The following is a 15,417-nucleotide window of genomic DNA, read 5'->3' on the forward strand; positions in this document are numbered from 1 at the left end:
AATTAGGTACGGCTAATCCTTCCAAGGAAAATTGGGAGGATTTTTTTTCTCCCTTCATAGAAAGGGTTTGATCGGATGACAGAACTATTTAAATTAGTGAATATCAGTTATGAAGTGTTGGATGCAACCATTTTTGAAAAAATAAATGCAAGTGTACGGCAGGGAGAGGTTATTGGGATTATTGGCAAGAATGGTGCAGGCAAATCAACATTATTGCAATTAATAAATCAAGATATAGCTCCTACAAATGGGCATTTGAAGTGGATAAAGGAAAATTTGGTTATTAGAATGGTTGAGCAAGAAACAGAAAACTATGACCTAGCGGAAGAAAATTCAACTGAAATGAAGCTGTTGGAAAAATGGCAAGTGCCAACAAATGATTTTCAGAATATGAGCGGTGGGGAAAAGTTAAAAGCTCGGCTTGCTAGAGGTTTTGCTGTTGAAGCAGACATACTGCTTTTAGATGAACCAACCAATCATTTAGATGAGCGAAGTATGAAACTCCTTCAACAGCAAATCAAAAAATATAAGGGTACCATTCTCCTTGTCTCTCATGATCGTTATTTTCTAGATAGTGTAACCACAAAGATTTGGTCTATTGAAAGTAGGAAGCTTATTGAACATAAAGGAAACTATTCCAGTTATATGGAAGCGCGCGAACAGAAAAGGTTAACCCAGCAGAGGGAATATGATAAACAACAAAAGAAGATTAAACAAGTCGAAGGACAAATGAAAGAGATTACCTCTTGGGCGCAAAAGGCACATGCGCAATCAACCAAACAAGAGTTTCCAAAGGAATATTATCGGGCAAAGGCGAAACGAATGGATGCTCAAGTGAAATCGAAGCAAAAACGATTGGAAAAGGAACTGGAAAGAAATAAAGTGGAGCGTGTAGAAGAAGAGTATACGGTATCTTTTTCGATTGAAGCGAATAAAAAGAAAGGAAAACGCTTTTTGGAGATTAAGGATTTATCGAAGAAATTTGGCTCTCGCGTTTTGTTTGAAAAAGGGAATATTACGATTCAATATGGCGAGAAGGTTGCTATTATAGGTCCGAATGGAAGCGGGAAGACAACCTTATTAAACATTATTTTAGGAAAAGAAAAAGCAGACGGGGAAGCCTGGATTTCTCCTACGGCCAATATGGGGTATTTAACACAGGAAGTATTTGATCTCCCTTTAGAGGAAACACCAGAACAGCTATTTTTTACTGAGACGTTTGCTGCAAGGGGAAAAGTACAAACGTTAATGAAACATCTAGGGTTTATGCCGTCCCAATGGAAGGAACCGATAAAAAATATGAGCATGGGGGAACGGGTAAAGTGTAAGTTAATGGCATATATTTTAGAAGAAAAAGACGTGCTTATTCTGGATGAACCAACGAACCATCTTGACTTGCCATCCCGTGAACAATTAGAAGAAACGTTATCGCAATATAATGGGACTCTTCTAATCGTTTCCCATGACCGCTATTTTTTGGAGAAAACAACAACAAGCAAAATAGTTTTAGCAGAAGGATTCTTAAAGAGGCAATGGACAGAATCGGAGAAGCAGGAAAGGGACAATAAAGAGGAACTGCGTTTAAAGCTAGAAACAGAAAGACAAGAAGTTCTAGGAAAATTAAGCTTTATGACACCAAAGGATAAAAAATATGCAGAATTAGATAGAAAGTTTCTGGATTTGACGAAGCGAATGAAGGAGTTGGAGTAGTGGGACGTGGGGCCGGGTTCCTTGTCCCACTCAATTTACAAAATAATAAATTGCTGTAGCTATTGCTAATGACACAATCCCAATCAAACCAACTACTATGGAAATCTTTGTGTTTAATGCGCGATCTTCTTTTGTTTCTGTGAAATAATGGTTTCTATGTTGCCGTCCATCGGGCCATGCGCCTACCATAGTTACAGCGATAAAAATCGCGATAATCCCAATGACTAAAAAAAATGTAAACATAGTTATTCCTCCTTTTCCAATGAAGCACCTTTTTCTTTTGTAAAATATACGTTTTGTCCTCCCTAAAAGTTACAGAAATATAAGATTATTTGTGTTTTAATAAAAAGAAAGAGGAGGAATAGGCATGAGAGTACCTGTTAAGCTACAAAAGGGGGATGAAATTAGAGTAATCGCTCCTAGTCGAAGTGCAAAAATTTTATCGGAAGAGGGAATTGTGCAAGCAAAGAAAAGATTAGAGGATTTTGGATTTGTTGTTACGTTTGGTAAGTATATTTTTGAATCCGACTTACAGTTTTCCACGACAATAGAACATCGAATAGAAGATATTCATGATGCTTTTCGGGATAAAAAGGTGAAAGGGATTTTAACTGTAATTGGTGGATTTAACAGTAATGAGCTATTGCCTTATTTGGATTATGAATTAATAAAAAACAATCCAAAGATACTTTGTGGGTATAGTGATATTACTGCTTTAGCAACAGCCATCACAACAAAGGCTGATTTTATTACATATTCAGGACCGCACTTTTCTAGCTTTCAAATGGATAAGTTACAGGAATACCAAACGGAATATTTCCAGAAATGCTTGATGGAATCACAGAAATTTATGGTTGAGCCTTCTGATGTATGGACAGATGATGCATGGTATTTGGATCAAGAAAATCGTAACTATGAACCTGGTGGCTGGGAAGTATACCAAGAGGGTAGGGCAAAAGGGCAAGTGTTTGGCGGTAATCTATGTACCTTAAATTTACTGCAGGGAACAGAATATATGCCAAATCTGAAAGACAGCCTTCTGTTTGTAGAAGATGATGAATTAACCATTCCAGAAACGTTTGCAAGAGACTTAACTTCTTTATTACAGACTGCTGGCTCCATAAAAGCGCTAGTAATTGGGAGATTTCAAAAAGCTTCTAAGATGTCAGAGGAGCAGCTTCTATTTATTCTGGATAAACATCCTCTTTTGAAAAAAATCCCTGTTCTCTATAATGTTGATTTTGGACATATTCAACCATTCTTTACTTTTCCAATTGGAGGAGAAGTAGAGATTGATACGATGACACATGGAATAAAGATGACTACTTTTTAAACAATCCAGAGGAGGAATCGACTTGGAGCTTAAAGAAAAAATAAAAAATCTGCCAACATCTCCAGGGGTGTATTTGATGAAAGACTCCTCTGGTCACATCATTTATGTTGGCAAATCAAAAAAATTAAAAAATAGAGTTTCTTCCTATTTCCAGCATTCGAAAAATCGGTTTGGCAAATGGGAGAAGCTTGTAAAGCATATAAAGGATTTCGACTTTATCCTAACAGATACGGAATTTGAGGCATTGATGCTGGAATGTAAGTTAATAAAGGAAATTCAACCTATGTACAATAGAATGATGAAAACAACAAAGGCTTATAACTACATCGTTTTTCGATGGCAGAAGGGAAACTATCATATGGAGATCGCCAATGAGTTAGATAAGGACGATGTTCATTATTACTTTGGTCCCTTCACTAGTAAAGGAACAGTAGAAAATGTGATAAATGGAATAAAAGCATTTTATAAAATAAATTGCTCCCAAGAGAAGTGGAGTCAAAGTCCGTGCTTGAATTATTCCATCGGAAAGTGTATGGGGATTTGTTTTGATCCAATAGCCAAAGAAGCTCACCAACAAATTATTCATCGGCTTATCGCTTTATTTAATAAAAAGGATAATGGTGTACTAGAAGAGATGTCCACAAAAATGATTGAAGCCTCCAGTAATGTTGAGTTTGAGAAGGCAGCAGAAATTAGAGATACGATTACGAAAATAAATACGATTTTGCAAACAGAATCAGTAGTAAGTTTTATGGTGGATAATCATCTAATAATGGCAGTAGAATCCTTAGCTGACTATCGAATAAAGCTTTTTCTTATTAGACGAAATAAAATTATTTATCAACAAATATATGAAGTCAATCAGGTAGATATTCAAGAAGTGAAGAGAAGGATAGAATCCCTTTCTGTACCCAACCAACATATCAGTGCTTTGGGAAAAGAGGAAATAGATGAAGCGTATATTATTTATAAATATTTAAACAGCGACAATTGTACGTATACTGTTATAGAGGATGATCGAGTAAGTAGCACTGAATGTGATTATTTGGAAGATGTTCTTAGGAGAATCCTTCCGATTCCTATCCAAAATTAGAGGAGAAAATAAATATGCTGTCAAAAGAGCAAATTGCAGAAATAAAATCACTTAAAGAAATTTGTGAGCAAGAGGAAGGATATGAGTTAAAGCTTAACTTCGATATGCTAGAAAACCGAAATGGAGAAAATAAAGAGGACTTTTTCCATAATGAAGACGGCAAACTAGTTGGATTTTTAGGAAGCTACTATTTTGGAAGAAAAGTAGAGTTTTGTGGCATGGTTCATCCACAGTATCGAAGAAAAGGGATTTTTACAGCATTACTGGCGGAAGGTCTAGAGGAGGCAAGAAGGAGAGGGGCGACGAGCATATTATTGAATGCTCCTGCTACATCCCAGAGTGCGAAAGCATTTTTAGAGAAAATTCCTTGTTCCTATACCTTTTCGGAGCATCAAATGAAATGGCAGAAGGCAAACATAATCGAGGACACAGCGATTAAGTTAAGACCCTATGATTATGTTCATGACAAAGAAGTAGAAATCCAGCTTGATGTCCGAGGATTTGGAATGGTGGAAGAGGATGTCAGAGCATATGTAGAAACAATAAGGGAACTGGATGATGATCACCGTATGATTATTGAGGTGGATGGAAAAATAGCAGGGAAAATCAGAGTTTCTGAAATGAATGGAGAAGCATGGATTTATGGTTTTGTGGTATTTCCAGAGTTCCGCGGGCAAGGAATTGGCAGAAGGGCATTATCGAAAGTAGTAAAACAAGAAGAGCAAAAAGGCTTGCCGATTTTTTTAGAAGTAGAAGCCAAAAATGCTCGTGCGCTTAAGCTTTACGAGTCTTGTGGATTTCGAAGCTATCATTCTCAGGATTATTACGAAATTAAGTAACTGTCAAAAAAAGTAGGTAACCTAGAAAATAGGTACCTACTTAGCATGTTAGGTTAAAGGAAGGGTAGTAATACAAGTGTTATCATCTTTAAAAGTAGCAAATTCGGTCTTAGCTGTCTTGCCATTATAAGAGATAGTCATTTTAAAATCCTTGTTGCGAGGAAGCCATACATCGATAAAACCATTTGCTTGGGATGTTATCTGTTCATCCACATAAACCTTTCCATCTTGATCTTCAATATATACAGCAAATTCCTTATTAGCCAATTCTCCGCGGCAACCTGCTAGATTATGGATTGCGCAAGGGTGTGTATCAATTAAGTAAGGAGCAAATGATACGAAAAATTCACCTTTAGGCAACTGATAGATAAGTTCCTCGTTTTCAGGCGTGCTTACTGTTAGTGTATCGGAGCTAATCGAAGCAGAAACGGCTGATATTTTGCCAGTACTATAATCATGGACGAGTTGTTTAACATCTCCACTTTCCATTTTTTCATAGCGATTATTTTGATTGATTAATAAATAGATAGTTATGGCAAATACTATTGTAATGAATATTGGGATGATAAGTTTATTTTTTTTCATCTTAATCGCATTCTCCCTTTTTAGTTTGATTGCTTATTTATTAAGATATCAAACTAAACCGCAAAAAAGAGGAAAGAGAAATGGAGATTTTGTGAATTTTTCAAATTAAATAGGAAGTGATATTTTTGCTAGTTATGTAAGAAAATGTGAAAAAAGTCCTTCCTGTCTCTTGTGCATCTGACTATTTTCCTATAAAATTTGTAATAGAAGCTAGAAAAAGGAAAAAATGTAATGCAATAATTCATTAAATATATTAAGGTGTTAAAGGCAAATTCATCGAAAGGTGAAGACGCAAAGCTATAGGGACTAAGATCTTGGAGATTAAGTCAGCCAGTTACCGATTTATCTTTATAAACGGAAGGCTAATCGGAAGAAGATTAGTTTTTTTCTGTATTTAGATCGTTGTAATATGCCGATGATAGTCTCACAAATTTAAGGTGAGGATGAAGATGGGGATTTTCTATTTTTTTTGCGGGATAATATTTGGTATTTTCTTTTGGAAGGTAAATGCCAAACGAAAACATAATAGCTGGAAAGTGAAAATGGAAAGGGAAGATATTATGTTTCGCTTAGTGGAAAGCTCGAAGGATATTGTTTACAGATATGAAGTAAGACCGCAAATGAGACATTCGTATATTAGTCCATCCACCGATTATATTTTAGGAGAGGGAATGGTTAAGGAATTCTATCGAAATCCCCATGCTCCTTTAGAATTAATCCATCCAGATGATTATCATATTATGTACAAAAAACTCATTGGAAAGATAGATTATAGTGAGCCATTGATCCAACGTATGAGATGTGTAGACGGTAATTATAAGTGGTTTGAGGAATATGCCACCCCTATTTATGAACTAGGGAATCTAGTAGCTATACATGGAATTATTCGCAATATTGATGAGAAAGTGCGACTGCGACAAAATTTAGAGTATCAACTGATTCATGATGCACTGACAGAGGTACATAATCGATTTTATTTTGAACAAAAGATGGAAGAATTTGATACAAAAATAGATGAGGCAATCGCTATTATTTTATGTGATTTAGACGAACTAAAGCAGGTAAATGATAAATATGGGCATAAACAAGGTGACGATCTAATCAAAGAAGCTGGAAAAATACTAAACACTTTTTCTTCCCCGTATATAACGGTCTCAAGGATCGGTGGGGACGAGTTTGTCCTACTAATACAAGGAATGGGAAAGGAAGAAATAGAAGAGTTGTACAAACGTATGTCCATGGAATTAAGCGGCGATGAGGAAAGGGATACGGATACTACTGTAAAAATGTCTATAGGCTATGCATTTGTTTCAAGCTCCCTTGGAAAAATGACTGCGTTATTTACAGAAGCAGATGATAATATGTACCAAAATAAAATGAAGAAAAAGAAAAATACCATACCTTACGGAAATAGAGTGATTGTAAAGTAACTGGTTGGATAGCTAGTATATTGGTTGAAAGAACGGCCTTCATTAGTCGAATGAGGGCTATTTTTTTTACCACTATAAAAGATGAAGTGCTCCACTTTTGAAATATCCTTACCCTCAAGCATTGCTAAGCCAAATAAAATCCTTTTACCACCCCTATATTAAAAAAATACAGATGATATTAAAAGAGTACTATTGTTAACGCTTACAAAAAGGCGTTTTTTCTCATACAATTTTAACTGTAAAGAAAGGAAAGAACCAAATTCAAAGGGGGAAAAAATCAATGAAAAGATGGAAATCCATATCCTTATTACTTGTAGTAGTGCTAATTGCTGCTCTGATGGGAGCTTGCAACAGCACAGGTGGAAGCAGCAATAAAATTAGTGTGGGAATTGTCTTGCCAACGAAAGATGAGCCACGCTGGGTACAGGATGAACAGCGTTTTAAAGATGCCTTAAAAGACTCTGAATATACGACTGAAATTTTATTCAGCCAAGGTTCTTCTGCGAAGGAAAAAGAAAATGTGGAAACGTTAATTAATAAAGGAATTGAAGTACTTATTATAACTCCACAAGATGGAGCGGCAGCAGCGGCAGCTGTTGAGGCTGCTAAAAAAGATGGCATTAAAGTTATTTCATACGACCGTTTGGTTACAGATACTGATGCAGTTGATTACTATGTCACTTTTGATAGTGTGGCAGTTGGTGCTGCACAAGGGCAATATTTGATTGAGCATTCAGAAGGAAAGGATGTCCCTTTGTATCTATATGCAGGAGCTGCATCAGATAACAATGCCTTTTTATTCTTTGAGGGAGCATGGAATGTACTTCAACCAAAAATTGCGGATGGAACATTCAAAATTGCTAACTCAAGTGAAGCAGAAAAGTTAAAAGATAAGCAAGAGCTTAGTCGTGATGAAATGAGTAAAATCTTAGGCCAGGTTACAACAAACTGGGATCCAAACGAAGCGAAAAATAAAGCACAAACTCATTTAACAGCGGTAGGAACAGACATGAAGGGCGATGTTGCTGTCTTAGCGCCTAATGATGGAACTGCCCGCGCAATTGCTGATGTTTTCGCTTCTGATGGAGATATTTCTAGTTATACCGTGACAGGACAAGATGCAGAAAAGGCATCTATTCAATATGTGATTGATGGAAAGCAATCCATGACCGTATTTAAAGATGTTCGTACCTTAGTAACGGACGCAATGGGGATTGCTGTTGATATCTTAGATGGAAAATCACCAGAAACTACAGGTTCTTATGATAATGGAGCGATTGAAGTAAGTGCGAAGCAAACAAATGTCATTGTTGTAGATCAAGATAATGTCCAAACAGAATTAATTGACTCAGGCTATTATGAAGCAAGTGAATTTACAGGATTAAAGTAATTTTATAGAAGGGACTTCCAAAAAAAAAATGTTCGGCCTCCATTGGCTATATCGATTGCTTTTGGTGATTGATATATCAAGGGAGGTCGGCCCTTTCATCCATTCCCTTGTCAGCTTTTAAAGGAGGAAGAAAATGAGTGAATATATTCTTGAAATGAATGGGATCACAAAAGAATTTACAGGAGTTAAGGCGTTAAGCAATGTGAATTTCAAGGTTAATAAAGGAGAGATTCATTGTTTAATAGGAGAAAATGGAGCTGGTAAATCGACTTTGATGAAAGTGTTGAGTGGAGTCCATCCATATGGAACGTATGAGGGGGATATTGTCTTTGAAGATGAAATTCAACAGTTTCATAAAATTAGTGACAGTGTGAAAACAGGGATTGTCATTATTTATCAAGAGCTTGCTTTATTTCCTGATTTATCAGTGTATGAAAATATTTTCGCTGGCAATGAAGTGAAGCAAGGTGGAGTAATCAATTGGAACCAAACGATTGTAGAGTCAAAGAAATTACTAGAAAAAGTAAAACTGGATGTTGCTCCAGACACACTTGTAAAAGATTTAAGTGTCGGGAAAAGACAGCTAATTGAAATTGCTAAGGCATTAAGTAAAGATGTAAAGCTTCTTATCTTAGATGAACCGACAGCTGCATTAAATGAAGATGATAGTGAAAATCTTCTTCGCTTGTTAAAGGAACTAAAGCATCAGGGGATTACTTGTATTATGATTTCCCACAAGCTAAAGGAAGTTATCTCGATAGCAGATAAAGCGACTGTCCTTCGAGATGGCCAAACAATTTGTACCCTAGAAGCTGCTAAAGGAGAAATTACAGAGAATTTTATTATTAAAAACATGGTTGGTCGAGAAATAGAGGATATTTATCCAAAACGAAATAAGAAAGAAAAAGGAACCCCTATTTTAGAGCTGAAAAATTGGAGTGCCTTTGATCCTCAATTAGGGAGAGATGTGGTAAAGAATATTAACCTCCATGTGAAAAAAGGGGAAATAGTTGGGATAGCAGGCTTAATGGGGTCAGGACGAACGGAGCTTGCATTAAGTATATTTGGAAATGCAAAATCGTATAAGATTCAGGGTCAAATATATTTGAATGGGGAACCGCAAAAATTTAAACATACGAGTGATGCTATTCAAGCGGGAATAGCGTATGTAACAGAAGATCGTAAAGGAGACGGATTATTCTTGCTGCAAGATATTAAGAGTAATATCTCCGCTGCTAATTTGAAAGGAATTGCGCAAAAAGGAGTCATTAATGAAAATGAGGAAATTAAGGTTGCTGACTCCTATAAAAAGTCGCTTCATATAAAAGCTTCATCACTTGAACAGTTCGCAGGTAATTTAAGTGGAGGAAATCAGCAGAAAGTCTCACTTGGAAAGTGGCTCTTTGTTGCCCCAAAACTATTAATCTTAGATGAACCAACCCGTGGCATTGATGTTGGTGCTAAATTTGAAATTTATACTGTTATGAATAAGCTGATTGAAGAAGGATTAAGCATCATCATGATTTCTTCTGAGCTAGGAGAGGTGCTTGGCATGAGCGACAGAGTGTATGTCATGGCGCAAACAGAATTAAAAGGTGAATTGTCTATAGAAGAAGCGAATCAAGAAAACATTATGCAGCTGGCAACACAATAGGGAGGGTGGAAAGATTATGTATCAAGATGCAAAAGCACTTATTCGAGCGAATATTCGTGATTATGGAATGTATATCGCTTTGTTTGTTATTATTCTTACGTTTACGATTATGACAGACGGACTATTTATCTCTTCGCGAAATATAAGTAATTTACTAGACTCAGCAGGATATATAGCCGTGCTTGCAGTTGCGATGACATTGATTATAGTTATTCGTCATATCGATTTATCTGTTGGATATGTTGCGGGATTTCTCGGGGCGATTGCCGCAATCCTACTGACACAGGCAGGCGTATCTGTATATATTTCCATCCCCATCATTCTCATTCTAGGAATTGTAGTAGGATTATTTAATGGGCTGTTAGTAGCACAAGTAGGCATACCATCCTTTGTGGCTACTTTAGCAGGAATGCTGATTTTTCGGGGTGCTTTATTGCAAGTAACGGAAAAAACAGGAACTATTATTATTCAAAATGATGCATTTAATGCAATTGGCAATGGATATATTCCATCCATGTTTGAAGTAAATGGACTGCATTTTTTATCCTTATTGGTAGGGTTAATAGGGATTCTGCTCTATATTTATAGCGAAATAACAAATAGAAGGAACAAATTAAACTATCAATTCGATGTATTGTCTAAACCGATGTTTATTTTAAAATTAGCATTTGTTTCAATCATTATTGCTTATATTACATGGATTCTTGCTGGGTATAATGGATTTTCTTGGACCGTTATTGTAATGCTTGCAGTTGTTTTTGTGTATCATTTCTTGACTACGAAAACAGTACTTGGAAGACATATTTATGCAGTCGGAAGCAATCCAGAAGCTGCTCACCTTAGTGGGATTAATGTCAAAAAAATTACTTATATTGTTTTTGGATCCATGGGAATGATGGCAGCATTATCCGGTATTTTATTCACGGCTCGTCTTCAATCAGCAACCACAACAGCCGGTACTCTATTCGAATTAGATGCCATCGCTGCTGCCTATGTAGGGGGAGTTTCAGCTGCTGGAGGAGTTGGAAAAGTAACAGGTGCTATTATTGGTGCAATCGTTATGGCATCACTTTCAAGTGGGATGAACTTACTAGGTGTTGGAATATCTTATCAATATATGATTAGAGGCGGAGTTTTAGCAGGTGCGGTTATATTTGATGTAATGACGAGAAAGTCAAAATAAACTAGAAGGAGAGACAGCGGTCTCTCCTCTTTTCCGCTTTTTCACTAGGACAAGCCTATGCCACGTTTTTCACTAATCCCTTTTTTGCTGTTATTTCCCACTAGATAAATGATATTACTTTTCCCAGAAAAGATAACTATTGAACAATCTACAAAGGATGCTATGATGAGTTTGTGGGATACAATTAATGGAAGGAGACTGATCTTTTGCGAAAAACAATTATGGTTATATTTTTAACGGTCATCCTAATTCTTTGTTATTTTACATTTGATGCAGCAAAAAATGTTTTTCGTGCGGATTGGCAATTCCCCTCTGATGATAGGATGAACAATCAAGATCAGCAGCGTCTTGTCTTAATCACTCAGGAAAGAGATACTCCTTTTTGGGATAAAGTAGCAAAGGGTGCGAAGAAGCAGGCGGAAATTGAAGAAGTTAGTCTTGAAGTTTGGGGGAGCTATAGCCATAATCAGGAAGATTTTCTGAAAAACGTCGAAATAGCGATTCAATCGAAAGTAGATGGAATTATTGTTCAGGGGTTAGATACGGATGAGTTTAAGAATTTGACAAAAATAAAAGCCTCCTTTTATGGAGTTCCTATCATTACTGTTGCCAATGATGTTCCGATAGCTGACAGTTTGCGAAGAACTTATGTAGGGTCCGATCAATTTTCAGCTGGAAAAATGATTGCAGAGCAACTAGTAAGGGATATGGGATCAAAGGGGAAGGTTGTTCTCATGCTTGAATCCCAGGAGGAATATTTTCAAAAACAACGATTGAAAGGCATAGAGGAGATACTTAAGCAATATAAAGATATTAATGTTGTGTATGCAAAAACAATTGATACAACGAAAGAGCAAGTAGTTGTGACAACACAGGATATTTTAAATAAGGAACCTGATACGAATGCGTTCATTGCTATTAATGCAAATGTTTTGGGAACTTTGGTTAAAGAAATTAGTAAGCGTTACCAAATCGATCCTTATTATTTATATTCCTTTGATGATGGACCGGAATCCATCTCCCTATTAGAAGAGGGAACCTTAGATGCCATGGTAGAGCAAACTCCTGAAGCAATGGGAGAACAGAGTGTCCAGTTAATGATGGAATGGCTGAACGGTGAAAAAGTTCCGTTAGATAAAAATGGCTATCTTACAGATATAAAGATACAAAAGGCGGAAAATACAAATGAATAGTATTCAGAAAAAAATTCTTCTGCTCACAACCATTGTCTTGATTATCATGTCTGTTATATGGATTGCGCTTACTTACTATAATCACAAGACGCAACAACAGTATAATGAGATTTTGCAGCGTTATTTAAAACTAAACGAAGTTACCACTAGTAGCCAGAATGTCATTACTGATATAAATAACTACATGATAAAACCATCTGAAGAAAATATGTCTCAGCTTAACCAAAGTAAGAAGAGAATGGAAGAAGCAAAGCAAGGTGTTATTACACTAAGAAATGAAGAAAACAATTTTACCTTAACAAACTATGTTCATTTAATGGATAGTTTTATTGAAACAACCAATCGACTTCTGCTATTTTTATCAGAAAATGACAGTGAAGCGGCAGCTCAGGAATTTTCTGAAGTAACAAGCATATCAACATATATTTCAGAGATGTCTTTATCTTTAGTAGATACAGAGCTAAAGACCTATGACCGTTTTTATAGAGGTATTATTAAACAGTCAGGTGAAGTAATGAAATTAGGAATCTTCCTTTTATTATTAATCATGTGTGTATTGTTTTTGGTAACATATTGGTTTTCTCTAACTATTACTAGACCAATATTTAAGCTAACCCAGGCAGCAAACGAATTGTCTAAGGGCCGATTTGATTTGCAGGTGAAAGTAGAAACAAAAGATGAGATTGCCTTTCTAGCGAGAACCTTTGATCGAATGAGAAAGAACATTAATATGCTAATTTCAGAAATAAAACATAAGGCACAGTTAGAACATGAATTACAGCAGAGCAAACTATTACTGCAAGAAAGTCAATTTAAAAGTTTACAGAGTCAAATCAGTCCCCATTTTCTGTTTAACACCTTAAATACGATATCTAAAAAGGCTTATTTAGAAGGTTCAGAAGAAACAAGTGATTTATTAGTTAGTGTAGCAGGAATTCTGCGCTACAATTTAAAGCAATTAGATCGGTCGGTGACACTGCGAGAGGAAATAATGGTAGTAAGGCAATATATGGATATACAAAAAGCAAGATTCACAGATAGATTACGATTTTTTATGGAGATAGATGAATGTTGTCTAGATTGGAAAATTCCGTCGTTAACTTTACAGCCAATTATTGAGAATGCAGTTATTCATGCAGTGGAACCAAATGAGGATGGTGGAACGATTTGGGCAAGAGTAATCGATGAGAAGGATACAGTCCTAATCGAAATTGAAGATGATGGGATTGGAATACATAAGGATAAAATACACCTATTACTTACAGAGGATTCACAGCTAGTTGAAAATAAATCAAAAGGCATTGGAATAGGATTTAGCAATGTAGTAAAAAGATTACGACTGTTTTACGGCGAGGAAGATGTCATAACGATTAAGAGTGAGATTGGCTCAGGAACTAAGGTGATCATTCAAATTAAAAAATAGGGTGTGGGATGATGATAAAACTCCTCATTGTAGATGATGAACAAATAGAGAGAGATGGAATGGAGGCAATCATAAAAAAAGGTTTTCCTGATACAAAGATAATGCAAGCGAAAAATGGAAAAATGGCAATCGAATTAGCGGAAACATTTCGACCTGATTTAATACTAATGGATATTAAAATGCCTGGCATCAATGGCTTGGAAGCAATGGAAAGGATTACCGCAAGCAATTCAATGGTTCGCTTTATTATGGTCACTGCTTTTGATACGTTTGAATATATGCGTCGATCCATAAAACTAGGAGTGAAGGATTATATTCTTAAACCGAGTCGAGCAAGTGAAATTATTACAACGGTCGGAAAGGTTTTTCAGCAGATTAAAGAGGAACATAGAGCAACTATTGTCAGAAAATATCAAGAAGAAGCATTTTTGAAAGCGTTATCTCTAGTGGAAACTGATGTGGTGACACAATTATTATTCGATCATGTCCACGAAGTGCATGTTGATATGCTTGTAGAAATGTTAGAGACGCCATCTACACAGGAAATGTTTGTCATGCTAGTGCTAATGCCAACAGGGGGAGAGTCTCTTTATTCGGTCATAAAAGAGAAAATTAGAGAAACGAAAAGCTGCTGGGTAGGTGCCCTTTATGGTAGTCATCTTCCTATCATTGTGTTTAGAGACGAAAAAGTTTCTTATCGTTCACAGGCAACTTCTCTAGCTCAACAAGTGCTTTCCATTGTTAAACGTACGAAGAAAGCGGATTGTTTTATTGGAATAGGGAATGTTTCGGATTCCTTAGAGAAGGTTCGCCAGTCGTACCATGAAGCTCTATTTGCGACGATGGATATTTCCTTACCAACAAAATATCGTTTTTATTCAGAAGAAGCAGCATCTTCAAGTGATACGATGAGTGGAAGATTAATAGAGCACCGGAAAAAGGAATTTGCTGACCAAATTCGAATGGGGCAATGGGAGAATGCACGAAAATATATTTTATATGTTCTGCAGCACTATGAAAAAGAAGCGGCAGACGTATTGCATACACAGCAACGAATATTAGAAATTCTTTGGATTATATCACGAGTGATGGAAGATATGGGAATGGAGACAGATCCCCCTTTATATGCATATAAGCCTTTAAACTACCGGGAATTGCAAGTAGAAACAACGAGATTACTTGATGAAATGGTTCATTCTTTTAGACAAAGAACAGAACGATTGGAAGCAGATGCGATTCATCAGTTGAAGCAATATATTCTTTCCCACTCTCAAGAAGATATATCCTTAGATTCATTGGCTAGGAAAGTCGGTCTTAGTCCTATTTATATAAGCAAGATTTTTAAAGAAAAGCAAGGGGTTAACTATATTGATTTCTTAACAGAATGTCGAATTGAAAAGGCAAAGGAATTAATAAGAGATACGGATAAAAGTATAAAAGAAATTACCTTCGAAGTTGGTTACCATGATCCCAACTATTTTAGTAAAGTCTTTAAAAAGCTATGCAATATGTCACCAAAGGAATATCGGAAGTTATTATTAGCGAATAAGACATCCTAGATACTTCTTTGATTAACAAGACCAT

At 36.1% G+C, this 15,417-nt stretch carries 13 protein-coding genes and 1 riboswitch; of the genes, 11 read left to right on the plus strand and 2 right to left on the minus strand.

Going from position 1 to position 15,417, the window contains the following annotated elements:
* The first annotated feature begins 75 nt into the window (after positions 1-75).
* Positions 76-1,710, plus strand: coding sequence for a ribosomal protection-like ABC-F family protein (gene abc-f / locus ACTNDN_RS07670; protein ID WP_031536071.1), 1,635 nt, complete (start codon positions 76-78; stop codon positions 1,708-1,710).
* 30 nt (positions 1,711-1,740) lie between these two features.
* On the opposite strand, the gene ACTNDN_RS07675 is transcribed toward abc-f, so the two are convergent.
* The gene (locus ACTNDN_RS07675) at positions 1,741-1,953 is read right to left on the minus strand and encodes a DUF5316 family protein (RefSeq protein ID WP_031536072.1); all 213 of its coding nucleotides are present in this window, start codon (positions 1,951-1,953) and stop codon (positions 1,741-1,743) included.
* 124 nt (positions 1,954-2,077) lie between these two features.
* On the opposite strand from ACTNDN_RS07675, the gene ACTNDN_RS07680 reads away from it, so the two are divergent.
* The 3 genes from ACTNDN_RS07680 to ACTNDN_RS07690 are packed head-to-tail and all read left to right on the plus strand — an operon-like array spanning position 2,078 to position 4,975.
* The gene (locus ACTNDN_RS07680; RefSeq protein WP_031536074.1) at positions 2,078-3,043 is read left to right on the plus strand and encodes a S66 family peptidase; all 966 of its coding nucleotides are present in this window, start codon (positions 2,078-2,080) and stop codon (positions 3,041-3,043) included.
* A 22-nt stretch (positions 3,044-3,065) separates the two neighbouring features.
* Entirely contained in the window at positions 3,066-4,136 is a 1,071-nt protein-coding gene (locus ACTNDN_RS07685; protein WP_031536076.1) for a UvrB/UvrC motif-containing protein, read from the plus strand.
* 14 nt (positions 4,137-4,150) lie between these two features.
* Positions 4,151-4,975 (plus strand): GNAT family N-acetyltransferase, encoded by an 825-nt coding sequence (locus ACTNDN_RS07690; RefSeq protein ID WP_031536078.1) that lies wholly within the window; start codon positions 4,151-4,153, stop codon positions 4,973-4,975.
* A 48-nt stretch (positions 4,976-5,023) separates the two neighbouring features.
* Here ACTNDN_RS07690 and ACTNDN_RS07695 read toward each other — a convergent pair whose 3' ends face one another.
* A complete protein-coding gene (locus ACTNDN_RS07695) occupies positions 5,024-5,560 on the minus strand; it encodes a CueP family metal-binding protein (protein ID WP_031536081.1) in 537 nt (178 codons plus the stop codon).
* A gap of 256 nt (positions 5,561-5,816) precedes the next feature.
* A riboswitch (cyclic di-GMP riboswitch) is annotated at positions 5,817-5,902 on the plus strand.
* A gap of 107 nt (positions 5,903-6,009) precedes the next feature.
* Here ACTNDN_RS07695 and ACTNDN_RS07700 point away from each other — a divergent pair.
* The 7 genes from ACTNDN_RS07700 (at position 6,010) to ACTNDN_RS07730 (ending at position 15,392) form a co-directional block, all read left to right on the plus strand.
* Positions 6,010-6,990, plus strand: coding sequence for a sensor domain-containing diguanylate cyclase (locus tag ACTNDN_RS07700; protein ID WP_031536082.1), 981 nt, complete (start codon positions 6,010-6,012; stop codon positions 6,988-6,990).
* Between the two features lie 280 nt (positions 6,991-7,270).
* Positions 7,271-8,380: a sugar ABC transporter substrate-binding protein gene (locus tag ACTNDN_RS07705; RefSeq protein WP_031536084.1), complete on the plus strand. Its 1,110-nt coding sequence runs from the start codon at positions 7,271-7,273 to the stop codon at positions 8,378-8,380.
* Between the two features lie 133 nt (positions 8,381-8,513).
* Positions 8,514-10,034 (plus strand): ATP-binding cassette domain-containing protein, encoded by a 1,521-nt coding sequence (locus tag ACTNDN_RS07710; RefSeq protein ID WP_441131032.1) that lies wholly within the window; start codon positions 8,514-8,516, stop codon positions 10,032-10,034.
* Positions 10,035-10,050: 16 nt separating this feature from the next.
* Positions 10,051-11,217 (plus strand): sugar ABC transporter permease, encoded by a 1,167-nt coding sequence (locus ACTNDN_RS07715; protein WP_441131033.1) that lies wholly within the window; start codon positions 10,051-10,053, stop codon positions 11,215-11,217.
* 206 nt (positions 11,218-11,423) lie between these two features.
* Complete coding sequence (locus ACTNDN_RS07720) at positions 11,424-12,410, plus strand: sugar ABC transporter substrate-binding protein (RefSeq protein WP_031536091.1); 987 nt, start codon at positions 11,424-11,426, stop codon at positions 12,408-12,410.
* Positions 12,403-13,833, plus strand: a complete 1,431-nt coding sequence (locus ACTNDN_RS07725; protein ID WP_441131034.1) for a sensor histidine kinase — start codon at positions 12,403-12,405, stop codon at positions 13,831-13,833. The genes ACTNDN_RS07720 and ACTNDN_RS07725 overlap by 8 nt, the downstream gene beginning before the upstream one ends.
* Positions 13,834-13,844: 11 nt before the next feature.
* A complete protein-coding gene (locus ACTNDN_RS07730; RefSeq protein ID WP_441131049.1) occupies positions 13,845-15,392 on the plus strand; it encodes a response regulator in 1,548 nt (515 codons plus the stop codon).
* Positions 15,393-15,417: the final 25 nt, after the last annotated feature.

It is taken from the genome of Niallia sp. HCP3S3_B10 (genome assembly GCF_052064465.1).
GTDB classification, from domain to species: Bacteria; Bacillota; Bacilli; order Bacillales; family Cytobacillaceae; genus Niallia; species Niallia hominis.